Source organism: Streptomyces sp. NPDC089919 (assembly GCF_040684615.1).
Lineage (GTDB): Bacteria > Actinomycetota > Actinomycetes > Streptomycetales > Streptomycetaceae > Streptomyces.
Window position 1 is genome coordinate 19,977 of record NZ_JBFBGK010000110.1, and the last position, 7,220, is coordinate 27,196.

At 72.1% G+C, this 7,220-nt stretch carries 6 protein-coding genes; 2 read left to right on the top strand and 4 right to left on the bottom strand.

Features of this window, described 5'->3' with window-relative positions; translation table 11 throughout:
* Nucleotides 1–26: 26 nt before the first annotated feature.
* Nucleotides 27–1,721 carry an NAD(P)/FAD-dependent oxidoreductase gene (locus tag AB0O40_RS31515; protein WP_365048758.1) on the bottom strand — a complete coding sequence of 565 codons (1,695 nt, stop codon included), beginning with the start codon at nucleotides 1,719–1,721 and terminating at the stop codon, nucleotides 27–29.
* An 80-nt stretch (nucleotides 1,722–1,801) separates the two neighbouring features.
* Nucleotides 1,802–2,599 (bottom strand): carbon-nitrogen hydrolase family protein, encoded by a 798-nt coding sequence (locus tag AB0O40_RS31520; protein WP_365048760.1) that lies wholly within the window; start codon nucleotides 2,597–2,599, stop codon nucleotides 1,802–1,804.
* A 321-nt stretch (nucleotides 2,600–2,920) separates the two neighbouring features.
* On the opposite strand from AB0O40_RS31520, the gene AB0O40_RS31525 reads away from it, so the two are divergent.
* Nucleotides 2,921–3,499: a Repetin gene (locus AB0O40_RS31525; RefSeq protein ID WP_365048762.1), complete on the top strand. Its 579-nt coding sequence runs from the start codon at nucleotides 2,921–2,923 to the stop codon at nucleotides 3,497–3,499.
* Nucleotides 3,500–3,515: 16 nt separating this feature from the next.
* Here AB0O40_RS31525 and AB0O40_RS31530 read toward each other — a convergent pair whose 3' ends face one another.
* Together AB0O40_RS31530 and AB0O40_RS31535 are read right to left on the bottom strand one after the other, a co-directional pair.
* Nucleotides 3,516–3,971 (bottom strand): Lrp/AsnC family transcriptional regulator, encoded by a 456-nt coding sequence (locus AB0O40_RS31530; RefSeq protein WP_030199146.1) that lies wholly within the window; start codon nucleotides 3,969–3,971, stop codon nucleotides 3,516–3,518.
* Nucleotides 3,972–3,981: 10 nt separating this feature from the next.
* On the bottom strand, nucleotides 3,982–5,448 hold the full coding sequence (locus tag AB0O40_RS31535) for an amino acid permease (RefSeq protein WP_365048764.1): 1,467 nt from the start codon (nucleotides 5,446–5,448) through the stop codon (nucleotides 3,982–3,984).
* 426 nt (nucleotides 5,449–5,874) lie between these two features.
* Between AB0O40_RS31535 and AB0O40_RS31540 the strand changes: the two genes are divergently transcribed.
* Nucleotides 5,875–6,867 (top strand): GDSL-type esterase/lipase family protein, encoded by a 993-nt coding sequence (locus AB0O40_RS31540; RefSeq protein ID WP_365048766.1) that lies wholly within the window; start codon nucleotides 5,875–5,877, stop codon nucleotides 6,865–6,867.
* Nucleotides 6,868–7,220 lie beyond the last annotated feature (353 nt).

Here is a 7,220-nt window from a genome sequence, read left to right on the forward strand (position 1 = left end):
GTCCGGGGACCGGGACCGGGACCGGATCAGTCCTCGGGGAGCTCGACCGGGGCGATCTCGTCGTAGCGGTCACCGGGGCCCGGGTTGGTGGCGTCGGTGGCGCCGCCGAAGTGGTGCATGACGCCCCAGACGGCGTTCAGCGCGGTCTGGATCGCGCCCTCGGCCCAGCCGGCCGTCCAGGAGATGTCGTCACCGGCGAGGAAGATGCCCCGCTTGTCCTCGGGCAGCCGGTCCTGCATGAAGTGCGTGAACAGGCGGCGCTGGTAGCGGTAGTGGCCCGGCAGGTTCGCCTTGAACGCGCCCATGAAGTAGGGCTCGTCCTCCCAGGAGACGGTGACCGGGTTGCCGATGATGTGCCGGCGGATGTCGACCTTGGGGTAGATCTCGCCGAGCGACTTCAGCATGACCTCCATCCGCTCGCTCGCGGACAGCGGCAGCCACTTGAGGCTGTCGTCGCACCAGGTGTACGACAGGCAGATCACGGCCGGCTTGTCCGGGCCGTTGTCCAGCAGGTAGGTGCCGCGGGTCATCCGGTCGGTGAGGGTCATCGACATGACGTCCCGGCCGGTCTCCTCGTCCTTGTCCAGCCAGAAGGGCCGGTCGACCGGGACGAACAGCTTCGAGGACTCCATGTAGTGGGTGCGCTCGATCGCGGTCCAGTGGTCGATCGGGAAGAGCGAGTCGTCGCACTCGATCTTGGACAGCAGCATCCAGGACTGCGCGGTGAAGATCGCCGCGCGGTAGGTGCGGATGTCACCGGAGGCGTCGGTGACGGTGATCCGGTTGCCGGCCGAGCGGTGCAGGCGGGTCACGGCCGGTCGCGGGGTGCCCTCGTGCAGCGAGGAGAGCGAGGTGCCCTGCGCCCAGTGCACGATCTTCTCCGGCGCGCGCTCCCACATCCGCAGCGGCAGCTGCTGGGAGCCGCCGACGATGCCGCGGTGGTGGTCGTCCGCCTCGGTGTAGACGACCCGCAGGATCTCCAGGATGGAGTTGGGGAAGTCGGTGTCCCAGCCGCCGGTGCCGAAGCCGACCTGGCCGAAGATCTCGCGGTGCCGGAAGGACTTGAAGGCCTCCGACTTGCAGAGGAAGCCGTAGAAGGTCTCGTCGTCGAGCTTGGCGACGAGCTCGGCCCAGATCTCGCGGATGCGCGGGACGTCCCGCTCGCGCATCGCGGTGTTCATGTCGGAGAAGTCCGCGCCCTCCTCCAGGCAGGCGTTCCACGCGGCGGACACGTCGCGGTAGACCTGGGGCAGGTCCGCGATGGTCTCGGCGTAGTGGCTCTCGCCCTTGAGGTCGACCACGGTCGAGGGGGTGGCCTCGGCCAGCGGGTTCGGGAAGGGCTCGGTGACCAGGCCCACCAGGTCGATGTAGTGCTGGAGCGCGGTCGAGGACGGCGGGAAGCGCATGGCGCCCATCTCCGCGGTCAGCCCGTCGGTCTCCGGGCCCTCGAAGCCGACGGTGCGCAGCCGGCCGCCGATCTGGTCGGCCTCGTACACGACGGGCTTGAGGCCCATCTTCATGAGCTCGTACGCGGCCACGATGCCGGACAGGCCGCCGCCGATGATCGCGACCTCGGCGCCGTGCTCGGTCGCGGGTATCTGGCCCAGGCCCGCCGGGTGCGCGAGGAAGTCGTCGTAGGCGTACGGGAAGTCCGGGCCGAACATGGTGATCGGCGGCTGGCCGTCGGTGTGCGGGACGGCGGTGGGCACCGTGGACGTCATGGGGTACGGCTCCTTGCGCGGGGGTGTGGGGCAGGCGTGCGGGGGGGTGCGGCGGGGGGACCGCGGGGTGGCGGACCGGCTCAGATCAGCGAGGCGTAGAGCCCCGGGCGGCGGTCGCGCAGGTACGGGTTGTTCTCGCGGGAGGCCTTCAGCAGCTCCGGGTCGGCCTCGCCGAAGACCATCTCCTCGCCGCGGCCGGCACGGGTGCGGGTGGTCCCGTCGGGGCTCGCCAGGCAGGACAGGCCGACGAACTCGAACTCGCCCTCGGGGCCGGTGCGGTTGACGTACGCGATGTACATCTGGTTCTCGAAGGCGCGCACCGGCACCAGCTGCTCGGCGACGAACTGGAAGGGGTGCATCTGCGCGGTGGGCACCAGCAGCAGGTCGGTACCGGCCAGCGCGTGCGCCCGGACGTTCTCCGGGAACTCGACGTCGTAGCAGATCAGGATGCCGATGGTGAGGCCCGCGTACTCGGCCTGGACGACCGGGACGTCACCGGGGGTGAAGTTGTCCTGCTCGTAGCCGCCGAAGAGGTGGGTCTTGCGGTAGTTCGCGAGCGGGGCGCCCTCGGGGCCGATCAGCTGCGCGGAGTTGTAGACGGTCTCGCCCTCGCGCTCGGGGTAGCCGTAGAGCACGGCGATGCCGTGCCGGCGGGCGATCTCGCCGATGGCTCGGGCGGACATGCCGTCGGCGGCCTCGGCCAGCGCGGGCACGTCCTCGCCGAGGGAGTAGCCGGTCAGGAACATCTCGGCGGTCACCAGCAGCCCGGCGCCCGAGGCGGCGGCGCGCTCGGCGGCCTCGTCGAGCGCCTTCAGGTTCTCGGCGACGTCGCCGACCCGGCCGGAGCTCTGGAGGAGGGCGGTGCGCAGCTGGGGCATGGGCAGACCTCTGGGACGAAAGGGTGTTCCTGGGGGGACCTATAGACCGTACGGTTCGGCCTTCGGCCCCGACAAGGCACCTCTGTTGCGCGCTGCTGATCGATTTGTTGCGTGTTTGGAGGCGATTCCGGCGATCTGTTGCGCGACCCGGGGGCGAGTTTCGGTCAAGGCGGGTGTGCATCCCGTGCGGGGGCCGGGCAGGGCCATCCGGCGGAACCCGTGCGTCCCCCGGTGCGACGGACCGCCCCGTCCGCCGCGCGCGCCGGGCGCCACCCGGGAAGGGATCCGGGCGCACGCCCCCCACCTGCCGAAAGGGCCACCATGAAGATCACCCCTGCGGACCGCCGGACCCGTGTCGCCGGCCTGTGCGCCGCCCTGCTGCTGACCGCCGGGGCGGCGGCCGGCTCGGCGGCGGCGGCCCCCGACGCGCTCCGGCCGGGCCCGGCGCGGGAGGCGGCCGCGCTGACCGGGAGCGGGAAGCTGCACCGCCCGGCCGGCGACGACCTCGCCTTCTCCTTCGACGCCCATCTGGCCGCGAAGGACAACGCCGACCCCAACCGCGCCACCGGCACCTTCCGCTTCAGCCACTACAAGGGGAACTGGGGCGGCTCGGCGGACGTGAAGGTGGACTGCCTGATGACCGGCGGGCCGGTGGCCGTGGTGACCGGGATCGTCACCCGCGGGGACGGGGTGATGGCCGAGGCCGAGGGCCGCCGGGTGGGGGTGACCGTGCACGACGACGGCGGGCACGACCGGCTCGGGTACAGCTGGGCCGCGGTCAACGACCCGACCGCCTTCGAGCTGCCCCCGTGCACCAGCGGCGCCCCCTTCGAGACCGCCGAGCCGGGCGCCGGGGACTTCCGGGTGCTCCCGTGGTTCCCCTCCGGCCGGGCCGGCTGAGCGGCCCGTACGGTCCCTACGCGGGCGAGCCGGAGGAGAAGCGGCGCAGCAGCGGGGAGAGGACGAGGACGGACTTGGTGCGCTCCACGAAGGGCTCGCCCGCGATCCGCTCCAGCACCCGCTCGAAGTGCCGCATGTCGGAGGCGAAGATCTGCACGAGGGCGTCCGCGTCGCCGGTCACGGTCGACGCGGACACCACCTCCGGATACCGCTCCAGTCCCCGCCGGATGTCGTCCGGCGAGGTGTTGTGGCGGCAGTAGATCTCGATGAAGCCCTCGGTCTCCCAGCCCATGGCGGCCGGGTCGACGCGGACGGTGAAGCCGGTGATGGCCCCCTCCGCGCGCAGCCGGTCCACCCGCCGCTTGACCGCGGGCGCGGACAGCCCGACCTCCGAACCGATGTCCGCGTAGGAGCGGCGGGCATCCTCGGCGAGGGCGTGCACGATGCGTTCGTCGAGATCGTTCAGTCGCACTGCGGGTGGATCACTTCTCTGCGGTAGCCAGTTCCGAGCGGCGGATGCCGTAGAGGAAGTAGATCACGAGGCCGACCGCCATCCAGCCACCGAACGCGATCCACGTGGCGACCGGCAGGCTGTACATCATGTAGCCGCAGGCGATGAAGCCCAGGATCGGGGTCACCGGGAAGAGCGCCACCTTGAACGTGCGCGGCATGTCGGGGCGGGTCCGGCGCAGGATGATGACGGCCACGTTGACCAGGGCGAAGGCGAAGAGCGTGCCGATGCTGGTGGCGTTGGCCAGCTCGCCCAGCGGGATGAAGGCCGCCAGCGCGCCGCAGAAGAGCGAGACGATGACGACGTTGGCGCGCGGCGCGCCGGACTCCTTGTCGACCTTGGCGAAGACCTTGGGCACCAGGCCGTCGCGGGACATCGCGAAGAGGATGCGGGTCTGGCCGTAGAGGACGGCGAAGACGACCGAGAAGATGGCGACCACGGCGCCGGCCGCGAGGACCACGCCCCAGAAGCTGTTGCCGGTCACGTCCTCCATGATCTTGGCGAGCGCCGCCTCGGTGCCGCCGAAGTCCTGCCAGGGCATGGCGCCGACGGCGACGAAGGCGACCAGCACGTACAGGACGGTCACGATGCCGAGCGAGAGCATGATCGCGCGCGGCAGGTCCTTCTTCGGGTTCTTGGCCTCCTCGCCCGCGGTGGAGGCGGCGTCGAAGCCGATGTACGAGAAGAAGAGGGTGGAGGCGGCGGCGCTGATGCCGGTGACGCCGAGCGGGGCCAGCGGGGTGTAGTTGCCGGACTTGATGCCCATGACGCCGATGCCGATGAAGAGCAGCAGGGTGACGATCTTCACCCCGACCATGATCGAGTTGACCCGGGCGCTCTCCTTGGCGCCGCGCATCAGGAAGACCATCGAGAGCAGCACGACCACCAGCGACGGCAGGTTGATGAAGCCGCCCTCACCGAAGGGCGCGGCGGACAGCTTCTCGGGGATGGTGACCCCGATCGTGCCGTCCAGGAGTTCGTTCAGGTACTCCCCCCAGCCCACGGCGACGGCCGCGACCGAGACGGCGTACTCCAGGACCAGGCACCAGCCGCAGATCCAGGCGACGAACTCGCCCATGGTCGCGTACGAGTAGGAGTACGAGGAGCCGGAGACCGGCACCGAGCCGGCCAGCTCGGCGTAGGACAGCGCCGAGAAGAGCGCGGTCAGGCCCGCGATGATGAACGAGATCGTCACGGCCGGGCCGGCCTTGGGGGCCGCCTCGCCGAGGACGACGAAGATGCCGGTGCCGAGGGTGGCACCGATGCTGATCATCGTCAGCTGCCACATGGTGAGGGAGCGCTTGAGCGCTCCGCCCTCACCCTGGCCGCCCTCGGCGACCAGCCGCTCGACCGGCTTGCGCCGGAGGAGCGGGTTGCCGCCGAGCCGCGGGCGCTCGGGGGCAGGGGTGGCGGGGGGCGCCTGGCCGTGATCCAGCACGGGGAGACTCCTTCTTCGTCGCGGATGTCGGGGAGAGGCGTCGACCGCGGCGGTCCGGAGCAGGGCAGTGCCTGGGCAGGCAGGAGCTGGGGGACCGCCGAGCAGGCGGTCGCGCCACTCCACGTACAGCGAGTGAGCCTACGAGCAGGTGGTAACCGCCCGTAATGCACCATCCTTGCATATTGGCGCACGATCATTGCGCACATCTGTCCAGGATGACTGTTTGTTGCACACGTCCGTTCGATCACTGCGCGGTAACGCTCCGCGACCTCGCTTGACAGTTCGTCAGATCTGCCGCACAGTGCGCGCGCTCCGGCGTCTTCGGCCCGCTCTTCTGCGCACCCACCCATGGCCGGGCGCGCGACGGGGCAGACCCTTGGGGTGGACGGCGGCCCGAGGGCCCCTACCGACGATCGGAGGCGACCGGTGACCACCTGGCTCGACCCCCTCCCCTTCCTGCGCGGGGTGGCCTGGCTGGACCGCGGGCGGGCGGTCCGCGCGGATCCGGCGGACGCGGCGCGGCTGCCGTGGGACACCGGGGAGCGGGCCACGCTGCCGATCGGGGTGCGGCTGGAATTCGACGCGCCGGGGGCCACGGCGGTGGAGATCCGCTACCGGGCGACCGTGCCCGGGCCCACCGACTCGCTGCGCGACCTGGCGCACGGCTTCGCGCTGTGGAACCGGTCGGGGCTGCTGCGGGAGGTCTTCACCGAGCCGGCGGCCGAGGCGGTGGTCCGGATCGCGCTGCCGGCGGGACGGGGGCCGTACACCGTCCACCCGCCGGAGACCCAGTCGCCGCTGATCCTCGCGGTACGCGGGGTGGGGGGCGCGCTGGAGCCGCCGCCGCCGGCCCGGCGGTGGGTGGTGCACGGCGACTCCATCACGGAGGGGTGGTGGTCCACCCGGCCCGCGCACGGCTGGCCCGCGGTGGCCGGGCGGGAGCTGGGGGTGGACACGGTCAACCTGGGGTACGCGGGGGCGGCGCGGGGCGAACTGCCCACCGCGGAGCAGCTGGCGAGCCTGCCGGCCGACCTGCTGACCCTGGCCTTCGGCACCAACTGCTGGTCGCGGGTGCCGTATTCGGCGGCGCTGCTGTACGAGACGACGCGGGTGTTCCTGGAACTGGTGCGGCAGGGGCACCCGGTGACCCCGCTGCTGCTGCTCTCGCCGGTGCTGCGGCCGGAGGCGGAGTCGGTGCCGAACAAACTGGGGGCGACGCTGGGGGAACTGCGGGCCGCGATGGAACGGGCCGTGCGGGAGCGGATCCTGGCCGGTGACCGGCGCCTGGCCCTGCTGCCGGGCCGCGACCTGCTGACCCCGGCCCACCTGGCCGACGGCCTCCACCCGAACGACGCGGGCCATGCCCTCCTGGGCACCGCAGTAGCCACCACCCTCCGCCACGAGGGCTTCACCCCATGACCCGCCCCCGGGCACATCCAGCCCCTCGCCGGGAGTGGCAAATCCAGCCTCGCCGGCGCTTGAGGCGCGGGGCCCGGGGCAGCGCCCCGAAACCTGACCCCCGCCCACCCTTCACGCTCCGGCCGGGCATATCCAGCCCCGCCGACGATTGAGGCGCGGGGCCCGGGGCAGCGCCCCGAAACCTGGGCCGGGCCCACCCTTTGCGCTCCGGCCGGGCATATCCAGCCCCGCCTGCGATTGAGGCGCGGCTTCCGGGCCCGGGCCCGGCCGCTGCGCGGAGCCGTCCCCTCCCCGCCCCTTCCCGAAACCGGTGGGCTCCGCCCCCGGAGCCCCCGCACCGCCGCTGCCGCGAC